Annotated in this window: 14 protein-coding genes and 1 tRNA gene; 6 read left to right on the top strand and 9 right to left on the bottom strand. The window is 72.3% G+C overall.

Going from position 1 to position 16,829, the window contains the following annotated elements; all coding sequences use genetic code 11:
* Positions 1 to 3: 3 nt before the first annotated feature.
* Together fmt and def are read right to left on the bottom strand one after the other, a co-directional pair.
* A complete protein-coding gene (gene fmt, locus DOO78_RS06180; RefSeq protein ID WP_111468864.1) occupies positions 4 to 921 on the bottom strand; it encodes a methionyl-tRNA formyltransferase in 918 nt (305 codons plus the stop codon).
* A gap of 8 nt (positions 922 to 929) precedes the next feature.
* Positions 930 to 1,457: a peptide deformylase gene (gene def / locus DOO78_RS06175; RefSeq protein WP_111468863.1), complete on the bottom strand. Its 528-nt coding sequence runs from the start codon at positions 1,455 to 1,457 to the stop codon at positions 930 to 932.
* Positions 1,458 to 1,708: 251 nt separating this feature from the next.
* On the opposite strand from def, the gene DOO78_RS06170 reads away from it, so the two are divergent.
* Both DOO78_RS06170 and DOO78_RS06165 read left to right on the top strand, forming a co-directional pair.
* Positions 1,709 to 2,203 carry an Hsp20 family protein gene (locus DOO78_RS06170; RefSeq protein WP_111469073.1) on the top strand — a complete coding sequence of 165 codons (495 nt, stop codon included), beginning with the start codon at positions 1,709 to 1,711 and terminating at the stop codon, positions 2,201 to 2,203.
* Between the two features lie 126 nt (positions 2,204 to 2,329).
* Complete coding sequence (locus DOO78_RS06165) at positions 2,330 to 2,584, top strand: DUF1150 family protein (protein ID WP_111468862.1); 255 nt, start codon at positions 2,330 to 2,332, stop codon at positions 2,582 to 2,584.
* A 225-nt stretch (positions 2,585 to 2,809) separates the two neighbouring features.
* On the opposite strand, the gene hpf is transcribed toward DOO78_RS06165, so the two are convergent.
* The 7 genes from hpf to DOO78_RS06130 all read right to left on the bottom strand — a co-directional run bounded on the left by hpf (position 2,810) and on the right by DOO78_RS06130 (position 8,777).
* Positions 2,810 to 3,433: a ribosome hibernation-promoting factor, HPF/YfiA family gene (gene hpf / locus DOO78_RS06160; protein ID WP_111468861.1), complete on the bottom strand. Its 624-nt coding sequence runs from the start codon at positions 3,431 to 3,433 to the stop codon at positions 2,810 to 2,812.
* Between the two features lie 133 nt (positions 3,434 to 3,566).
* Complete coding sequence (rpoN, locus tag DOO78_RS06155; protein WP_111468860.1) at positions 3,567 to 5,051, bottom strand: RNA polymerase factor sigma-54; 1,485 nt, start codon at positions 5,049 to 5,051, stop codon at positions 3,567 to 3,569.
* Positions 5,052 to 5,231: 180 nt separating this feature from the next.
* Positions 5,232 to 5,999 (bottom strand): LPS export ABC transporter ATP-binding protein, encoded by a 768-nt coding sequence (gene lptB, locus DOO78_RS06150; protein WP_111468859.1) that lies wholly within the window; start codon positions 5,997 to 5,999, stop codon positions 5,232 to 5,234.
* Complete coding sequence (locus DOO78_RS06145) at positions 5,996 to 7,060, bottom strand: LptA/OstA family protein (protein ID WP_111468858.1); 1,065 nt, start codon at positions 7,058 to 7,060, stop codon at positions 5,996 to 5,998. Before DOO78_RS06145 ends, lptB begins: the two co-directional genes overlap by 4 nt.
* Positions 7,057 to 7,740: an LPS export ABC transporter periplasmic protein LptC gene (gene lptC / locus DOO78_RS06140; RefSeq protein WP_243634419.1), complete on the bottom strand. Its 684-nt coding sequence runs from the start codon at positions 7,738 to 7,740 to the stop codon at positions 7,057 to 7,059. Before lptC ends, DOO78_RS06145 begins: the two co-directional genes overlap by 4 nt.
* A 202-nt stretch (positions 7,741 to 7,942) precedes the next feature.
* A complete protein-coding gene (locus DOO78_RS06135) occupies positions 7,943 to 8,605 on the bottom strand; it encodes a ribonuclease D (RefSeq protein ID WP_408887563.1) in 663 nt (220 codons plus the stop codon).
* Between the two features lie 85 nt (positions 8,606 to 8,690).
* Positions 8,691 to 8,777: transfer RNA gene (locus tag DOO78_RS06130), tRNA-Leu, on the bottom strand.
* 316 nt (positions 8,778 to 9,093) lie between these two features.
* On the opposite strand from DOO78_RS06130, the gene DOO78_RS06125 reads away from it, so the two are divergent.
* The 4 genes from DOO78_RS06125 to gltB all read left to right on the top strand — a co-directional run bounded on the left by DOO78_RS06125 (position 9,094) and on the right by gltB (position 16,807).
* Entirely contained in the window at positions 9,094 to 10,053 is a 960-nt protein-coding gene (locus tag DOO78_RS06125; RefSeq protein WP_111468856.1) for a complex I NDUFA9 subunit family protein, read from the top strand.
* A gap of 240 nt (positions 10,054 to 10,293) precedes the next feature.
* Positions 10,294 to 11,742 carry an NAD(P)-dependent oxidoreductase gene (locus tag DOO78_RS06120; RefSeq protein WP_111468855.1) on the top strand — a complete coding sequence of 483 codons (1,449 nt, stop codon included), beginning with the start codon at positions 10,294 to 10,296 and terminating at the stop codon, positions 11,740 to 11,742.
* A 50-nt stretch (positions 11,743 to 11,792) separates the two neighbouring features.
* Positions 11,793 to 12,257 (top strand): DUF2059 domain-containing protein, encoded by a 465-nt coding sequence (locus DOO78_RS06115; RefSeq protein ID WP_128080007.1) that lies wholly within the window; start codon positions 11,793 to 11,795, stop codon positions 12,255 to 12,257.
* 23 nt (positions 12,258 to 12,280) lie between these two features.
* Entirely contained in the window at positions 12,281 to 16,807 is a 4,527-nt protein-coding gene (gltB, locus tag DOO78_RS06110; RefSeq protein ID WP_111468853.1) for a glutamate synthase large subunit, read from the top strand.
* Positions 16,808 to 16,829 lie beyond the last annotated feature (22 nt).

Genomic DNA, 16,829 nt, shown 5'->3' with positions numbered 1-16,829 from the left:
GCGTCAGCCGCCCTGCAGCACCGTGCCCGGCGGCAGCGGGAAGCCGCGCAGGAAGGCCTCGGCCGGCAGCGGCGCCCGGCCCGGACGCTGCAGCCGCAGCAGCCGCAGCGCGCCCTCGCCGCAGGCGATGCTGGGCGCCGCGTCCAGCACCGTGCCGGGGGCCGCCCCGGCGGGGCCGGGCAGGGCCTCGGCCTCCAGCACCCGGATCGCCTCGCCGGCATGGCGAAACACGGTGCCGGGCCAGGGGTTGAGGGCGCGCACGCGGCGGTCGAGCGCGGCGGCGGCGTGCCCCCAGTCCAGCGGCGCATCCGCCTTGCTGAGCTTCGGCGCATAGGTGACGCCCGCCTCCGGCTGCGGCACCGGCACCGGCGCCTCGGCCAGGGCGCGCAGGATCAGCGCCGCGCCGGCCTCGGCCAGGGCGTCGTGCAGCGCCGGCGTCGTCAGGCGCGGCCCGATCGGCACCGCCTCCCGCAGCAGCATCGGGCCGGTGTCCAGCCCCTCCTCCATCTGCATGATGGTCACGCCGCTCTCGGCATCGCCGGCGAGGATCGCCGCCTGGATCGGCGCCGCGCCGCGCCAGCGCGGCAGCAGCGAGGCATGGATGTTGAGGCAGCCGCGCCGCGGCGCCGCCAGCATGGCGGGCGGCAGGATCAGCCCATAGGCGGCGACCACGGCAGCATCGAGGTCGAGCGCGGCGAAGGCGGCCTGCGCCTCGGCGTCGCGGCGCAGCCGGGCCGGGATGCGCACCGGCAGGCCGAGTTCGAGGGCGGCGCGGTGCACCGGGCAGGGGGTGTCCTTCTGCCCCCGCCCGGCCGGCCGCGGCGGCTGGCAATAGACCGCGGCGATGGCGTGCCCGGCGCCATGCAGGGCGCGCAGCGCCGGCACGGCGAAATCCGGGCTGCCCATGAAGGCGAGGCGCAAGGGGGCGCTCACGCCCGGGTCTTCGCCTTCAGCTCCTTGGCCAGCTTGCGGAGGAGCATGTTGCGCTTGAGCGGGCTCAGATGGTCGACGAAGAGCACGCCGTCGAGATGGTCATATTCATGCTGCAGGCAGGTGGCGAGCAGGCCCTCGGCCTCGATCTCCCGCTTCGCGCCGGCGAGGTCGTGGTAGCGCATCTTCACCCGGGCCGGCCGCGTCACCTCGGCATACTGGCCGGGGAGGGAGAGGCAGCCCTCCTCCCGCACCGCCTGCTCCTCGGACAGGGCGACGATCTCGGGATTCACCAGCACCATCGGCGCCGGCGCGTCGTCCTTCTGCAGGTCGACCACGAACATCCGCAGCAGCTCCCCCACCTGCGGCGCGGCGAGACCGATGCCCGGGGCCTTGTACATGGCCTCCAGCATGCGCGGGGCGAGGGCGCGGACGGCATCGGCATCGCCGGGGCCGACCGGGCGGGCCTTGGTCCGCAGCCGCGGGTCGGGCACCAGGAGGATGGGCAGGAGGTCGGCGTCGGACATCGGCTGGAGCACCTGGGGCGCCGGGCAGGGAGCGGCGCCAGGGAAGAATGTCACCTCGGGCGGAGGAGGATTGCCCGGGAGGTAGCCCCTGCGTGACCCCCTTGCAACGGCCGGCCCGCCTGCCGACATTGCAGCCCTGGACGGGTGCTTCGGGCCCGCCCTGCCGCTTCGCTCCGCATGAGGAGGCCACCGTGTCGCGTCCCTCGGTCTTCGGATCGCCGCTGTTCCTCGGTTTCGATCATCTCGAGCAGATGCTCGACCGGGTCGCCAAGAGCGCCGATGGCTACCCCCCCTACAATATCGAGCAGACCGGCGACAGCCGGCTGCGCATCACCCTCGCCGTCGCCGGCTTCGCGATGGAGGACCTGCAGATCACGCAGGAGGACAACCAGCTCGTGATCCGCGGCCGTCAGAAGGACGACAGCGAGGGGCGCGTCTTCCTGCATCGCGGCATCGCCGCGCGGCAGTTCCAGCGCGCCTTCGTCCTCGCCGAGGGGATCGAGGTGGAGGGGGCCTGGCTCGACAACGGCCTGCTGCACGTGGATCTGCGCCGGCCGCAGCCGGAGGTGCGGGTGAAGACCATCCCGATCGGCGGCAGCGCCGGCGGTAGCTTCTCCGGAAGCGGCGCGGGAGGCGGCACGCCGGGCCTCGGCGCCAGCGGCGTCACCCGGGTCAACGGCGCCGGCGGCACCGCCAGGGCCGCTGTCGGCGGAGCCATCCTCGAAGGACGCGCCAGCCGCGGCTGATCGGCGGCGCATCGTCACATCATCCGGGACGACCCCGGCGAACCCGGCGTGCATCGCGGCGCTATGGGAGAGTCGGTCGCTCCGGGCCGCATGGGCTTCGGCCATGCCGGAAGGAGAATTCTCGCAATGAAGAGCAGCAACACCTCCCACGCCTCCGCCGAGCCCTCCGCGGCCGCCCTGTCCCTGCGGCAGCTCTCGGTCGCCGACTGGCAGCGCTTCGGCGCCGGCGAGATCGCCTATCTGCGCCCGGTGCTGGTGAACGGCGAGCGGGCCATCGCCATCCATGCCGCGGACGGCACCCCGATCGGCGCCGCGCCGAGCGAGGATCTGGCGATCGCCGCCATCCTGCAGCACGAGCTGGCGCCGGCGCTGGTGCACTAGGGGATTGCCCGCGAAGCCGTTGCGCGGCTTCGCGGGTCCCCCGGAGACTCCCTGCCTTCCCCGAGGGGCGCCACAGCCTGCCGTGGCAAGCCGCGGCAGGGCAACGAGGTAAGTCACCAAGGCTGGAGCGGATCCCGATCAGGTGGACTCACCTGATCGGGTGAAGATGCTCTGGAAACATTGACCTAGGGCACTTCCCGTGAACCGGTGTTCGCGGGAAGCGCCCTAGGTCGGCGCGTCGATCCAGCCGACGCAGCCATCCTGGCGGCGATAGACCACGTTCAGCGCGCCCGAGCGGGTGTTGCGGAACATCAGCACCGTCTGCTGGGTGAGGTCGAGCCGCATCACCGCCTCGCTCACCGAGAGGCGGGCGATCTCCGTCACCTGCTCGGCGACGATCACGCCGTGGTCGATGCCGTTGCCGTCCTGCGCCGCCTGCGGCGCGGCCTCCGCCGCACCCTCGGCCTCCTCCTCCGGCTGCAGCACGTATTGCGTCGCCGTCTCCGCCTCGCTCTGCCGCACCTCGGCCAGGCTGCGGGCATGCTCGTTCACCCGGCGGCGGTAGCGGCGCAGGCGCTTGGCGACATGGTCGGCCGCCACCTCGAAGGCCCGGTGCGCGTCGGGGCCCTCGCCCTCGCCGCGCATGAACAGGTTGCGCCCGGCCTTGAGGTTGATGTCGCAGGTGAAGAAGGCGCCCTGCTTGCCCTTGGTCGCATCCCGCCGGAAGGTCACGTTCGCCTCGAGCGCATGATCGAAATACTTGCGCGCGATGGCGGCCAGGCCCTCCCGGACATGCGTCTGCAACGCTTCCCCGGTTTCGACCTGCTTGCCGGCGACGGTGATATGCATGCGGGCAAACCCTCCTTTCCCGATCCCTCCTTTGCCCAGGAAGGAGGCCGCCCGGCGCGGCTTGCCGCGGCGCGGAGGCGCGCCGTGCTTGCGTGCCGCCCGGCTGCCATTGCCAGCCTGGCCGGGGGCTGGATCAGGCCGGGACGGCCTTCTCCCTCTTGCGCTGCACCGAGGAGGGAATGCGCAGCGCTTCCCGATATTTGGCCACGGTTCGGCGGGCGATGTCCACGCCTTCCTGGCGTAATTTCTCCACGATCGCATCATCCGAGAGTACTGCGTCCGGATCCTCCGCCGCGATCATGGCGCGGATCCGCCAGCGCACCGCCTCGGCGCTGTGCTGCTCGCCGCCCTGGGTGCCGGCGATGGCGGTGGTGAAGAAGTATTTCAGCTCGAAGGTGCCGCGCGGCGTGGCGATGTACTTGTTGGCGGTGACGCGGCTGACCGTACTCTCGTGCATCTGCACCTCCTCGGCGATGTCGCGGAGGATGAGCGGGCGGAGATGCTCGACGCCGTGGTGGAAGAAGGCGTCCTGCCGGCGGACGATCTCCTGCGCCACCTTGATGATGGTGTTGGCGCGCTGCTCCAGGCTCTTCAGCAGCCAATTGGCGCTCTGCAGCCGCTCGGCGAGGAAGACGCGGTCATCCTTGCTGCGGGCCGAGACCTGGCAGCGCGCGTAGAAGCCGCGGTTGACCAGCACGCGCGGCAGCGTCTCCGGGTTCAGCTCCAGGATCCAGCCGCCATCCTCGGCGCGGCGCATCAGCACGTCCGGCACCACGGCCGGCGCCGGCGACGCGTCGAAGCTCGCGCCCGGCTTGGGATCGAGCCGCCGGATCTCGGCGATCATCTCGGCGAGGTCCTCGGCATCGACGCCGCAGACCTGCATCAGCCCGGCCCGGTCGCGCCGCGCCAGCATCTCCAGGTGGTCGAGCAGCGCCTGCATCGCCGGGTCGAGCCGGTTCCGCTCGGCGAGCTGCGCCGCGAGGCACTCGCCGAGATGGCGCGCGAACATCCCGGTCGGCTCGAAGCGCAGCATCCGCGCCCGCACCGCGGCGACCCGCGCCACCTCGCAGCCGAGCGCCGCGGCGATCGCCGCGTCCTCGACCGGCAGCCGGCCGGCGGGATCGAGCAGCGCGATCATCTGCGCCGCGATCAGCCGGTCGGCGGGATCGGCGAAGGCGAGGCGCACCTGCTCGCCGAGATGCTCGCGCAGGGTGCGGCCGGCCGCGGCGATGTCCTCGATGCCCGAGAGGTCCTCGGCGAAATCGGCGCGGCCGCCGCGGCCATAGGGGGATTCGTAGCCGCCGCCGGCGTCGTAGACATTGTCCCACTCGGCATCGAGCGGGCCGGCCTGCTCCTGCGGCAGGACATCGGAAGTGGCGGCGGCATGCGAATCCGGCGCCGCGGGGGCGGGCGGCAGCGGATCGACGCGGTGGCCATCGTCCGGCCCGGGCAGCGGCCGCTCGTCGCGCTCGAGCAGCGGGTTGCGCTCCAGCTCCTCCTCGACGAAGGCGGTGACCTCCATGTTCGAGGATTGCAGCAGCTTGATCGCCTGCCGCAGCTGCGGCGTCATCACCAGCGACTGCGACTGCCGCAGGTCCAGCCGCGGCGCCAGGCTCACGCGGCGTCTCCGCGGCGCCTGGCGCCGCGCACGCGCCATGCACCTAGAGCGTGATCGCCTGAGGTGGCAACGCCGAAGGCGTGAATCACGCGACCAAACAACGCGCTAGACCATGGTCCGTGAACCCGGGTGAACGGATCATGGTCTAGGGTTGGTGTGGCGGCTAGGTGCATGGCGCGATCAAAGACTAAACCTCTCGCCGAGATAGACGCGGCGGACGCCCTCATGTGCCACGATGTCGCGCGGCGCGCCCTCCATCAGCACCTGGCCGTCGTGCAGGATATAGGCGCGGTCGATGATCTCGAGCGTCTCGCGCACGTTGTGGTCGGTGATCAGCACGCCGATCCCGCGGTCCTTCAGGTGTTTGACCAGGTCCCGGATCTCCCCGACGGCGATCGGGTCGATGCCGGCCAGAGGTTCGTCGAGAAGGATGTAGGAAGGGTGAGTGGCGAGCGCCCGGGCGATCTCGCAGCGCCGCCGCTCGCCGCCCGAGAGGGCCAGCGCCGGGGCGCGGCGGAGATGCGCGATGCCGAACTCGGCCAGCAGCGCGTCCAGCATCTGCTCCCGCCGGTCGCGCACCGGCTCCACCACCTCGAGCGCGGCGCGGATGTTGTCCTCGACCGAGAGCCCGCGGAAGATCGAGGCCTCCTGCGGCAGGTAGCCGAGGCCGAGCCGGGCGCGGCGGTACATCGGCAGGTGCGTCACGTCGTGCCCGTCCATCACCACCTGCCCCTCATCGGGCTGCACCAGGCCGGTGATCATGTAGAAGGTCGTGGTCTTGCCGGCGCCGTTGGGGCCGAGCAGCCCGACCACCTCGCCGCGGCGGAGATGGATGGAGGCGTTCCGCACCACCGGGCGCTTGCGGTAGCGCTTGCCGAGGCCATAGGCGGCGAGCCCGCCCTCGCCGGGGACGGATTTCAGCAGCGGCGCCGGGGAGGCCTCGTTCATCGACCGATCCTCATGCCCGGCTGGCTCCCCGGTTGGCCGCCCGGTTGGCCGCCCGGTTGGCTGCCCGCCTGGGGCGCCGGCTGGGCGCCCGGCTGCGGCTTCGGGCCGGCGCCCTCCTCCTTCTGGTTCGGCACGATCAGCCCCTGCACCCGGGCGCCGGGCGAGGAGACCAGCCGGGCGACGCCGGTGCGCATGTTCACGATCGCCTCCCGCCCATTCACCTGGTTGTCGCCGCGGGTGATGCGGACATCGCCGAGCAGCCGCGCCATGCCCGTCTGGGCGCTGTAGACGCCGCGGTCGCCGCGGACCACCTCGGTCGCGGTGCGGATCTCGACATTGCCATAGGCCTCGACCCGGTCCATGCGGCCGGCGCCGGGCGGCTCCTTCTCGCCGGGGGCGAGGGCCGGCTTCGGCGGCGGCGGCGCGGCGGTCTCGCCGGGCCCCTCGAGGAAATAGGCGACCAGGGTGTCGGCGGTGATGCGGCGGTTCTCCGCCGGCTCGACCACCACCGCGCCGCCGCGGGCCACGGCCATGCGCTTCTGCGACCAGTATTCCAGGCTGTCGCGGGCGGTGATCACCTGGGTCTGGGTGGTGAGCGAGAGGTCGCGGCCGGTCAGCACCAGCACCGCCTGGTCGATGTCGTAGACGGCGCGGTCGCCGCGGGCGGTGTCGGTGGCGGTGCGAATGACCACATGCCCCTCCGCCTCCAGCCGCCAGATCTCGTTGCTGCCGCCGGGCGCCATCGGGTCGGCGGTGCTGGTCGCCGTGGCCGGCGGCGCGCCCGCCCCGGCGCCGGCCTCGGCCGCCGCGCCGCCGCCGGCGGGGCGGTAGCGGGCGAGCAGCCGGTCGGCATCGACCGTGACGCCGCCGCGGATGGCGCGGGCATTGCCGCGGGCGATCACCACCTGGTCGGCCTGGCGCCACTCGATGCCGTCGCGGGCGGTGACATCGACCGGCCCGCCCTGGGAGAGGTCGATGCCCTGCGCCGCGGCGGGCCCGGCGAGGAGGGCGAGCAGCAGGGCGGCGGGCAGCCGGGAGGGCAGGGGGGCGCGGCGGCTCATCGGCCGCCCTCCAGCACCGCATGCGCCTGGCCGGTGAAGACCACCACCGCGCCGCGATCCGTCAGCTCGAAGCCCTCCGAGGTCAGGGTGCCGAAGCCGCCCTGCGCCGCCACCGGGGCGTCGCCGCTGGCGCTGCCCTGGTCCAGCATCACCGTGGCCCGCTCGGTCAGCAGCATCGTGCCGTTGTCGTGGTAGATCGTGACGTCGCCGGCGAGGTCGAGCCGCCCGGCCGGCTTGTCGTAGCGGCCGGTCCGGGCCTGGACATAGATCCAGGCGCCGTCGCCCATGACGATGTCGCCCTTCGGCGCGTCGAGGTTGAGGATCTCGTCCGCGCCTTCCTGTTGGCCGACGCGGGCGGTGAGGGTGAAGGGGCGGTTCAGCTCGTCGATTCCCTGGTAGCGCGGGTTGACCACGCGCAGCGCCTCGGCGCGCGGCTGCATGGTGCGGCGGAAGGCGACGCGGGCGCGCTCCTCGGTGCCCTCGATCTCCGGCCAGAAGGCGACGGCGCCGAGCAGGCCGAGGGCCAGCAGCGGCAGCAGGCGCTTGGTCCAGGCGACGAGGAAGCGCCGCCGCGCCATCTGGCCGACGGTCGGCGCCCGGCGCAGCCGCGTCGGCGGCGGGATGTGGCGCGGCGATGCGGGCGGCCGCGGGGCCGTGGCCGGCGGAGCGTGGTCCTGCATCACCGGCAGCCGGGCCTCCCCGGCCGGGGCGGGCCCCCGGCGCGATGGTCATGGATCGGCAGGGGGGCGCGAGGCATCGGGTCCACGTCGCGATGTATGGGGCGTGGCGCGGCAGGGGTCAATGAGCCGTCCCCGTATCGAACAAGAATCATGCCAAGGCCGGCCCGGGCCGGGTGGCCCGCCGGAAGGCCGGCGGGCGGCCTCAGTGGGCGAAGAGGTCGGGCTCGTCGTAGCCGAGGAGGTCGAGCGCGCCGCGCGTGGGCAGGAAGCGGAAGCAGGCCTCGGCCAGCGCCAGCCGCCCCTCGCGCCGCAGCAGCCCCTCGAGCCGCGCCCAGAGCGCATGCAGGTGCAGCACGTCCGAGGCGGCATAGGCGAGCTGCTCGGGGCTGAGCTCGGGCGCCCCCCAGTCCGAGCTCTGCTGCTGCTTGGAGATCTCGACCCCGAGCAGCTCCCGGCAGAGATCCTTCAGCCCGTGCCGGTCGGTGAAGGTGCGGACCAGCTTGGCGGCGACCTTGGTGCAGATCACCGGCGCCACGGTGACGCCGAGATGCAGCTGCAGCGCGGCGCAATCGAAGCGGGCGAAGTGGAACAGCTTGGTCACCGCCGGATCGGCGAGCAGCCGCTTCAGGTTGGGGCAGTCGGCGCCGTGGCCGCCCAGGGCGGGCGGGACGATCTGCACCAGATGCGCGTCGCCGTCGCCGGCCGAGAGCTGCACCAGGCAGAGCCGGTCGCGATGGGGGTTGAGGCCCATCGTCTCGGTGTCGATCGCCACCACCGGGCCGAGGGTCAGGCCATCGGGCAGGTCGTGCCGGTGCAGATGGATCACGGCGGGGCTCCCTGAAGGGGCGCCGCGCGAGAAGAGGATGGTTCGCACGGGGCCCCAGAGGTGGTCAGCGGGGCCGTCGCCGGCGGAGACTTCCGCGCCGCGGGAAGCGGCCCGCCGAGGGAAGTGGTGCCCAGGAAAGGACTCGAACCTTCACGACCTTGCGGTCACTGGCACCTGAAGCCAGCGCGTCTACCAATTCCACCACCTGGGCACAGGGTGCGGAGCCGACGGGGCGGTGCCCGCCGGGAGCGCGGACATAGAGCCGCGGCCGGGGGAGCGTCAAGCGGCCTCGGCGGCGAAACTGGCGGCGGGGGCGACGGCTTGGCGACAAGGGGGGGGCGGCCATATCGTCGGCCCGCAACGGTCGGGCGGCGGTCGCGGGGCGCGGCCGCGCCGGCCGGGGCGACGCGCGCGGGCCGGGGCGGCCCGGGGCGCGCCGCCCCGCAACCAACGGATGGCCGCGGCGCTGCGTTCACGGAGGGCGCATCGCCGCGGCCGGTGCGGATCTCTCGGGGAGCCCAGCCAGCATGCGCGCAAGCACGGTACGCAAGGTCGCCACGGTCTTCGGGGGCTCGGGCTTCCTCGGCCGCTACGTCGTGCGGCGGCTGGCGCAGGAGGATTACGTGGTGCGCATCGCGGTCACCGACCCGGCCGGCGCCCGCTTCCTGCAGACCCAGGGGCGCGTCGGGCAGATCGTCCCGCTCGCGGCGAGCGTCGCCGATGCCGGCGCCGTCGGCCGGGCGGTGGCCGGGGCGGATCTGGTGGTGAACCTGGTCGGCATCCTGCACGAGCGGCAGGCCGGGGATTTCCGCCGGCTGCAGGCCGAGGGCGCCGGCACCGTCGCGCGGCTCGCCGCCGAGGCGGGGGCGGAGCGGCTGGTGCATGTCTCGGCGATCGGCGCCGACCGGGCCAGCCCCTCGGCCTATGGGCGGAGCAAGGGCGAGGGCGAGGCGGCGGTGCGCGCCGCCTTCCCGAAGGCGGTGATCCTGCGGCCCTCGCTCGTCTTCGGGCCGGAGGACCAGCTCTTCAACCGCTTCGCCGGCCTGGCGCGGATGCTGCCGGTGATGCCGGTGATCGCCGGGGATACGCGCTTCCAGCCGGTCTATGTCGGGGACGTGGCGGAGGCGGTGCTGGCGGCGGCGCTGCGCGAGGACGCGCCCGGGCGCACCTACGAGCTGGGCGGGCCGCGGGTGATGCGCTTCCGCGACCTGCTGCGCCTGGTGCTGGACGTCACCGGCCATCGCCGGCGGCTGTGGGACATGCCGATGGGGCTGGCGCGGCTGCAGGCGCGGCTCGGCGAGCTGCTGCCCACCCCGCCGCTCACCCGCGACCAGCTGCTGATGCTGGGGCAGGACAATGTGGCCGCCGCCGGGGCGCCGGGGCTGGCGGACCTCGGCATCACGCCGAAATCGGTCGAGGCGGTGGTGCCGGCCTATCTCGCGCGGTTCCGGCCGGGCGGCGGGCGGCGGCCGGCGCTCGCCGGCTGAAAGGTCCGATTCGGACCAATAAAGCGCGGGCATGCGGCAGCATTCAGAGTCGGGTAAGGCGATTCCAAAAAAATAGGGCAGCTTTTCTGTCCTTACATCGAAAAAGGACTCGCCTCCCCCGTTCCATGGCCCTATTGCTGCGCACAACGCCGCAAAGGGCGGCGGGGTGCGCGTGTCCGGGGCAGGGTCCGGGGCGCCTATCCGCGTCTGCCCGTTTCATGTGCATGCAAGGACCGCGCCATGGCCGAACGGATGCTGCAATTCGTGCGACTCTCCCAGGCCCAGCCGGAGAAGCGCGACGTCGCGGCCCGCCGGTCGGATTTCGGCGAGATCTACCGCTACGAGCAGTTCGACACCGCCTCCGCGCCGCAGCAGGCCAGCCGCTGCAGCCAGTGCGGCGTGCCCTTCTGCTCGGTGCACTGCCCGCTGAACAACAACATCCCCGACTGGCTGAAGCTGACCGCCGAGGGCCGGCTCGAGGAGGCCTACGAGGTCTCCGCCGCGACCAACACCTTCCCCGAGATCTGCGGCCGCATCTGCCCGCAGGACCGGCTCTGCGAGGGCAACTGCGTCATCGAGAAGGGGTTCGAGAGCGTCACCATCGGCGCGGTCGAGCGCTTCATCACCGACACCGCCTGGGAGCGGGGCTGGGTGAAGCCGCCGCGGCCGCGCGCCGAGCTGGCGCAGAGCGTCGGCATCATCGGCGCCGGCCCGGCCGGCCTCGCCGCCGCCGAGCGGCTGCGCCTGCGCGGCTACCAGGTGCATGTCTACGACCGCTATGACCGCGTCGGCGGCCTGATGATCTACGGCATCCCGAACTTCAAGCTGGACAAGGCGGTGGTGCTGCGCCGCTGGCAGCAATTCGAGCAGGGCGGCATCCAGTTCCACCTGAACTGCGCCGTCGGCCAGGACATCTCCCTCGCCACGCTGCGCGAGCGGCATGACGCGGTCTTCATCGCCACCGGCGTCTACAAGGCGCGCGACATCGACTGCCCCGGCAGCGAGCTCTCCGGCATCGTCCCGGCGCTCGCCTATCTCACCGCCTCCAACCGGTCCAACCTCGACGACCCGGTGCCGGAATTCGCCTCCGGCGCGCTGGACGCCAAGGGCAAGCGCGTGGTCGTCGTTGGCGGCGGCGACACCGCCATGGATTGCGTGCGCACCGCCGTGCGCCAGGGCGCGACGGCCGTCACCTGCCTCTACCGGCGCGACAAGGCCAACATGCCGGGCTCCATGCGCGAGGTGAAGAATGCCGAGGAGGAGGGCGTGGACTTCGCCTGGCTGGCGGCGCCCGACGCCTTCCTCGGCGAGGGCGCGGTCACCGGCCTGCGCGCCACCCGCATGCATCTCGGCCTGCCGGACGCGACGGGCCGGCAGCAGGTGGCGCCGATCCCGGGCAGCGCCTTCACCATCCCCTGCGACCTCGCCATCAAGGCGCTCGGCTTCGACCCCGAGGACCTGCCGCGCGCCTTCGAGGAGCCGGGCCTGCCGGTGACGCGCTGGGGCACGCTGAAGGTGCATCACCGCACCATGATGACCGAACTGCCCGGCGTCTTCGCCGGCGGCGACATCGTGCGCGGCGCCTCGCTGGTGGTCTGGGCGATCCGCGACGGCCGCGACGCCGCCGACCAGATCGACGCCTATGTGCGGGCCAAGGCTGGCGGCAAGCTCGCCGTGGCGGCGGAATGAGGCCGCGGCGGCTCCTCCCCGCCCTCGCCTGCGCCGCGCTGCTGGCCACCATGCCCGCGCGCGCGGAGGAGGCCAGGACGGACGGGGCCGGCTCGGCGCAGGCCCTCGCCGCGGCGCGCGGCCTCGTCGCCTCGCTCGGCCTGCAGGGGCAGGTCGAGGACATGATCGGCCAGATGCGCGCGCCGATGATCGCGGCGCTGCGCCAGCAGGCGCCGCGGCTGCCCGAGGCGCAGGTGGCGTCGCTGGTCGACGAGTTCGTCATGCCCGAATTCCGCGCCCGGGCCGGCGAGGTGGTGGAGGCGACGGCGGCCATCTATGCCGGGCGGCTGACGCCCGCGGAGATGCGGCAGGTCGCCGAGTTCTACGCCACCCTGGTCGGGGCGAAGCTGCGCGGGCTGATGCCCGAGGTCTTCGCCGAATCGATGCGCTTCGGCCAGGCCTGGGGCGCGCGCGTCGCCGCCGCCGCCCTGGCCAAGCACCGCGAGGCGCTGCGCGCCCGCGGCCTCAATCTCTAGATCCGTGTAGGGAGCGTATCGTCATGAGCGCCACCGAATTCGCCGCCCGCTTCCCCGCCGAGGCCGCCCGACTGGCCGATGCGGCGCAGCTCGACCTGACCGAGCACGATGCCTGCGGCGTCGGCCTCGTCGCCGCGCTCGACGGCAAGCCGCGCCGCCAGGTAGTCAAGGCCGGCATCGACGCGCTGAAGGCGGTCTGGCACCGCGGCGCCGTCGATGCCGACGGCAAGACCGGCGACGGCGCCGGCATCCATATCGAGATCCCGCAGGACTTCTTCGCCGAGGTGGTGCAGCGCGGCGGCGACCGGCTGCGCCCGGGCCGCATCGCGGTCGGCATGGTCTTCCTGCCGAAGAGCGACCTCGGTGCGCAGGAGCGCTGCCGGCAGATCGTCGAGACCGAGATCCTCGCCGCCGGCTACGCCATCTATTCCTGGCGCCAGGTGCCGATCAACGTCGCCTGCATCGGCGAGAAGGCCAACGCCACCCGGCCGGAGATCGAGCAGATCCTGGTCTACGACCCGGAGCAGCGCGAGGCCGAGGTCTACGAGCGCGACCTCTACGTCATCCGCCGGCGGATCGAGAAGCAGACCATCGCCTCGCAGATCCCCGAGCTCTACCTCTGCTCGCTCTCCTCCCGCTCGCTCATCTACAAGGGGATGTTCCTCGCCGAGCACCTGACCGAGTTCTACCCGGACCTGCTCGACGAGCGCTTCGTCAGCCGCTTCGCCATCTACCACCAGCGCTACAGCACCAACACCTTCCCCACCTGGCGGCTGGCGCAGCCCTTCCGCACCATCGCCCATAACGGCGAGATCAACACCGTCCACGGCAACGCCAACTGGATGAAGAGCCACGAGACGCGGCTCTCCCACGCCCTCCTCGACCCCTATCTCGAGGACATCAAGCCGGTGGTGCAGGCCGGCGGCTCCGACACCGCGACGCTCGACAACGTCTTCGAGCTGCTGGTGCGCGGCGGCCGCGACGCGCCGATGGCCAAGGCCATGCTCATCCCCGAGAGCATCGGCAACAACGCCACCATGCCGGAATCGCACCGCGAGTTCTTCCTCTACTGCAACGCGGTGATGGAGCCCTGGGACGGCCCGGCCGCCATCTGCGGCACCGATGGCCGCTGGGTGGTCGCCGGGCTCGACCGCAACGGGCTGCGGCCGCTGCGCTACACCGAGACCGCGGACGGGCTGCTCATCGTCGGCTCGGAGACCGGCATGGTGAAGCTGCCGGAGGAGGCGATCGTCGCCAAGGGCCGCGTCGGCCCGGGCCAGTGCATCGGCGTCGACCTCAGCGACGGCCGCTTCTACACCGACGCGGCGCTGAAGGACATGCTGGCCGCCCGCCATCCCTTCGGCGACTGGACCAACCGCACGATCCGCATCGACGGCATCGTGCGCGCCGAGCAGGGCGAGCCGGTGCACATCCAGGGCGAGGAGCTGCGGCGGCGCCAGCTCGCCGTCGGCTACACGCTGGAGGAGCTGGAGACCATCCTGCACCCGATGGTGGAGGAGGCGGCCGAGGCCATCGGCTCCATGGGCGACGACACGCCGATCGCCGTGCTCTCCGGCCAGTATCGTGGGCTGCACCACTATTTCCGCCAGACCTTCAGCCAGGTCACCAACCCGCCGATCGACAGCCTGCGCGAGACGCGGGTGATGACGCTGAAGACCCGGCTCGGCAATCTCGGGAACATCCTCGACGAGGACCCGACCCAGTGCGACATGCTGATGCTGGACAGCCCGGTGCTCTCCAACGCCGAGTTCGCCGGCATGCGGCACTACATGGGCGCCACCGCGCATGAGGTGGACTGCACCTGGCCGGCCGCGGAGGGCGCGGCCGGGCTGCGCCGGGCGCTGGAGCGCATCCGCCACGAGGCGGAGGAGGGCGTGCGCAGCGGCTGCGCGCATGTGATCCTGACCGACGAGCACCAGGGGCCGGAGCGGGCGCCGATCCCGATGATCCTGGCCGTCGGCGGCGTCCACTCGCATCTGGTGAAGACCTCGCTGCGGACCTTCACCAGCCTCAATGTCCGCACCGCCGAATGCGTCGACGTGCACTATTTCGCGGTGCTGATCGGCGCCGGCGCCACCACGGTGAACGCCTATCTGGCGCAGGAGAGCATCGCCGACCGCCACCGGCGCGGGCTGTTCGGCGAGCTGAAGCTCGCCGACTGCGTCGCCCGCTACAAGAAGGCGGTGGACAAGGGGCTGCTGAAGGTGATGTCGAAGATCGGCATCTCCGTCCTCTCCAGCTACCGCGGCGGCATGAATTTCGAGACCATCGGCCTCTCCCGCGCCCTGGTCGCCGAGTTCTTCCCCGGCATCCCGTCGCGCATCTCCGGCATCGGCCTGCAGGGCATCGCGCGGCGCGTGCTGGCGCTGCACCGCACCGCCTGGGACGCCGATGCGGTGACGCTGCCGGTCGGCGGCCTCTACAAGCGGCGCCTCCGGGGCGAGAGCCACGCCTTCGACGGCGGCCTCATCCACACCCTGCAGAAGGCGGTGGAGACCGACAGCTACCAGACCTTCAAGCGCTACTCCGAGGCGGTGCGCAAGCTCCCGCCCGTGGCGCTGCGCGACCTGCTCGACTTCCGCACCGAGGCGGCGACGCCGATCCCGCTCGAGGAGGTGGAGAGCATCACCGAGATCCGCAAGCGCCTCGTCGCGCCCGGCATCTCCCTCGGGGCGCTGAGCCCGGAGGCGCATGAGACGCTCTCCATCGCCATGAACCGCATCGGCGCCCGCTCGGATTCCGGCGAGGGCGGCGAGGATCCGGCGCGGGCGAAGCCGCGCGGCAACGGCGACAACGCCAACAGCGCCATCAAGCAGATCGCCTCGGGCCGCTTCGGCGTCACCGCCGAGTACCTGAACAACTGCAAGGAGATCGAGATCAAGGTCGCGCAGGGCGCCAAGCCCGGCGAGGGCGGCCAGCTCCCGGGCTTCAAGGTCACCGGGCTGATCGCCCGGCTGCGGCACGCGACGCCGGGGGTGACGCTGATCTCGCCGCCGCCGCACCACGACATCTACTCGATCGAGGACCTGGCGCAGCTCATCTACGACCTGAAGCAGATCAACCCCGAGGCCTCGGTCTGCGTGAAGCTGGTGAGCCGCTCCGGCATCGGCACCATCGCCGCCGGCGTCGCCAAGGCGAAGGCGGATGCGATCCTGGTCTCCGGCCATTCCGGCGGCACCGGCGCCTCGCCCGTCTCCTCCATCAAGTATGCCGGCCTGCCCTGGGAGATGGGGCTGTCGGAGACGCATCAGGTGCTGCAGCTCAACCGGCTGCGCCACCGGGTGAAGCTGCGGACCGATGGCGGCATCAAGACCGGGCGCGACGTGGTCATCGCCGCCATGCTCGGCGCCGAGGAGTTCGGCATCGGCACCGCCTCCCTGGTCGCCATGGGCTGCATCATGGTCCGGCAGTGCCACAGCAACACCTGCCCGGTCGGCGTCTGCACCCAGGACGAGACGCTGCGGGAGAAATTCGCCGGCAGCCCGGAGAAGGTGATCAACCTCTTCTCATTCGTCGCCGAGGAGGTGCGGGAGATCCTCGCCCGGCTCGGCTACCGCAAGCTGACCGACGTGATCGGCCGCACCGACCTGCTGAAGCAGGTCAGCCGCGGCTCGGAGGATCTCGACGACCTCGACCTGAACCCCCTCCTGGTCCAGGCCGATGCCGGCCCGCATGCCGCCTATTGCACGCTGGAGGGCCGCAACGAGGTGCCGGAGACGCTAGACGCCGACATGATCCGCGACGCCGCGGCGCTGTTCGAGCGCGGCGAGAAGATGCAGCTCGCCTACAACATCCGGAACACCCACCGGGCGATCGGCACCAAGATCAGCAGCAAGATCACCCGGAAATTCGGCATGTCCGGGCTGCAGCCGGGCCATCTGGCGGTGCGGCTCCGCGGCACCGCCGGCCAGTCGCTCGGCGCCTTCGCCGTCCAGGGCCTCAAGCTCGAGGTCTTCGGCGACGCCAACGACTATGTCGGCAAGGGCCTCTCGGGGGCGAGCATCGTGGTCCGCCCGGCGCCCTCCTCCACCCTGGTCTGGAACGAGAACGCCATCATCGGCAACACCTGCCTCTATGGCGCGACGGCGGGCGAGCTCTTCGCCGGCGGCCAGGCCGGGGAGCGCTTCGCCGTCCGCAACTCGGGCGCGACGGCGGTGGTCGAGGGCTGCGGCGCCAATGGTTGCGAGTACATGACCGGCGGCACGGTGGTCATCCTCGGCCAGGTCGGCGACAATTTCGGCGCCGGCTTCACCGGCGGCATGGCCTTCCTCTACGACCCGGAGGAGGTCTTCGAGAAGCGGGTGAACCCGGACACCCTGCTCTGGTCCCGCCTCGCCTCGCCGCATTGGGAGGGGGTGCTGAAGCGGCTGGTGGAGCGGCACGCCCAGGAGACGGGCTCCCGCCTCGCCGCCCGCATCCTGAACAACTGGTCGCAGGAGCGCGGCGCCTTTTGGCACGTGGTGCCGAAGGAATATGCCAAATACCTGCCGGTGCCGATGCAGGAGGCGGCCGCGGTCGCCGCCGAGTAGCGATAATCGGGGAAAGCGCCGT

Source organism: Roseicella frigidaeris (assembly GCF_003258945.1).
GTDB lineage: Bacteria > Pseudomonadota > Alphaproteobacteria > Acetobacterales > Acetobacteraceae > Paracraurococcus > Paracraurococcus frigidaeris.
Note: the sequence above shows the minus strand (reverse complement) of the source record. Positions and strands in the feature narration are given on the sequence as shown.